This window comes from Psychrilyobacter sp., assembly GCF_049671765.1.
Taxonomy (GTDB): Bacteria; Fusobacteriota; Fusobacteriia; order Fusobacteriales; family Fusobacteriaceae; genus Psychrilyobacter.
Genome location: NZ_JBATVM010000323.1, coordinates 1 through 2,142, shown reverse-complemented (window position 1 = coordinate 2,142; position 2,142 = coordinate 1). Strand labels below are relative to the sequence as shown.

Below are 2,142 nucleotides of genomic sequence, written 5' to 3'. Positions count from 1 at the left end.
TATTATATTTAATTTAAATTTTATATACAATAATTATCGGACTTTGTAACATATAAAGTAATTATAATATAGTACAGATGTTCCTTGTCAAAAAAAACATTATTTTTTCAAGAAAAATGCTTGATTTTTGTAAAAAAATAGATTATAAATCTATTAGTGACAAATTGACAACTTAAATGTTTGTAAATGAAACAATAAAAATTAAAGGGGGATTAATAATGAATAAGTTTGACTACATGGAAAAATTTGGACACGAACAATTGGTATTCTTTCATGACAAAGCTACTGGACTAAAAGGAATTACTGGTATTCATGATACTACTCTAGGACCTGCCTTAGGTGGAACTCGATTATGGAACTACGCTACTGAAGAAGAAGCTATTGAAGATGTATTGAGACTTAGCAGAGGTATGACATACAAGGCTGCTTGTGCTGGTTTAAATCTTGGTGGTGGAAAAACTGTCCTTATTGGTGATCCTAAAACAGTTAAATCTGAAGCTTACTTTAGGGGGTTAGGAAGATTTGTTCAATCATTGAATGGTAGATATATTACTGCTGAAGATGTTAATACTACTACTAAAGATATGTTATTCTTATCTATGGAAACTGACCATGTTGTTGGTTTACCTGGTAAAAGTGGAAACCCTTCTCCTGTTACTGCATGGGGAGTATTTGCTGGATTAAAAGCTACTTTAAAGGAAACTTTTGGTTCTGACTCTGTTGCTGATAAAACTTTTGCTGTTCAAGGTGCAGGACAAACTGGTTATTTCTTAATTAAATACTTATTAGGATATGATTTCTTAACTGATACTTATACTAAAGAAAAAGCTAAAAAAATATATTTCACTGAAGTAAATGAAGATCATATTGCTAGAATGAAGCTTGAGCATCCTGAAGTTGAGTTCGTTGCTCCTAATGATATCTATGGACTAGATGTTGATTTATTTGCTCCTTGTGCTCTTGGAGGAGTTATCAATGATGAAACTATTCCTCAATTTAAATGTAAAGCTATTGCTGGATCTTCAAACAATGTTTTAAAAGAAGACACACATGCTGACGTTTTAAGAGAAAAAGGTATAGTTTATGCTCCAGACTACGTTATCAATGCTGCTGGATTAATCAATGTTTACTATGAAATTAAAGGATATAATAGAGTTAACGCACTTAATGATTCTGAATTAATCTATGATAGATTGTTAGATATCTATAAGATTGCAAATGAACAAAACATCTCTACTCATGCTGCTGCATCTCAATATGCTGAGAATAGAATGGAAATTATGAAAAATGTTAATAGAACTTATATTAAAAGATAAGTAATTAAAGAGGAAAAAGAAAATTTCACTTTCTTTTTCCTTATTTTTTTGAAATTTTAAAAATTGATGTGTTATAATTATAGAAGGAAAGTTATAAAAATACTCATATAACTTATATCAAAAACAAGGAGTTAACTATTGAATTTTAAAATTAAACATATAAAAAAGTTACTCCACGATCAAGATTATTTAGAATTTGATAGGCTATTAGTTATCATGGAAAATAACTTAAAAAAAGAAGTTACAATTTATATTTTAGACGACAAGAATAATAAATTAAATATCATCAATACTTTTCAAGAATTAGAAGAATTTAAAAAATTAATGATCCAAGTTTATGGAATCTATGGCTATTTTTAGAAACGTGACATTACATTCAAATATACGAATTTAGATTTTTATAACCTTCTATTTAATTAATTTTAAATTCTTTACTTATGTAGTTAGTAATAAAAAAATCAACTAATTTTAAAATCAGTTGATTTTTTTATTATAATTCATCTCTACATGTATATCTCGTATAATTTTTATAAAAATCTAGAGTTTTTTCTTGTTTAATAAGTATATAATTTACTACTATTTGAAAATTATTAAATAATAGATCTACAAACTTCATATCTATAAAATTATTTCTACCCATTTTTTTCATTATTTCATATATTTCATCTTTTCCCATCTCATTTCTATATGATTTTCTCTCCATTCTAGATATAAATATATCTGAAACTGCTATAATTCTAGCCCCAGTATCTAAATTTTTTGCTACACAATGAAATGGATATCCACTCCCATCCAACTTTTCATGGTGATAAGATGCCCACTGTAC

The 2,142-nt window shown here is 27.3% G+C and carries 3 protein-coding genes; 2 read left to right on the top strand and 1 reads right to left on the bottom strand.

Features of this window, described 5'->3' with window-relative positions; translation table 11 throughout:
• Nucleotides 1–218 precede the first annotated feature (218 nt).
• The gene (locus WBG30_RS15060) at nt 219–1,316 is read left to right on the top strand and encodes a Glu/Leu/Phe/Val family dehydrogenase (protein ID WP_424505473.1); all 1,098 of its coding nucleotides are present in this window, start codon (nt 219–221) and stop codon (nt 1,314–1,316) included.
• Nucleotides 1,317–1,454: 138 nt separating this feature from the next.
• The gene (locus WBG30_RS15055; protein WP_424505472.1) at nt 1,455–1,676 is read left to right on the top strand and encodes a hypothetical protein; all 222 of its coding nucleotides are present in this window, start codon (nt 1,455–1,457) and stop codon (nt 1,674–1,676) included.
• Nucleotides 1,677–1,806: 130 nt separating this feature from the next.
• Here the strand turns inward: WBG30_RS15055 and WBG30_RS15050 are convergent.
• On the bottom strand, nt 1,807–2,142 hold a 336-nt coding region (locus WBG30_RS15050), incomplete at its 5' end, for an HD-GYP domain-containing protein (protein ID WP_424505471.1).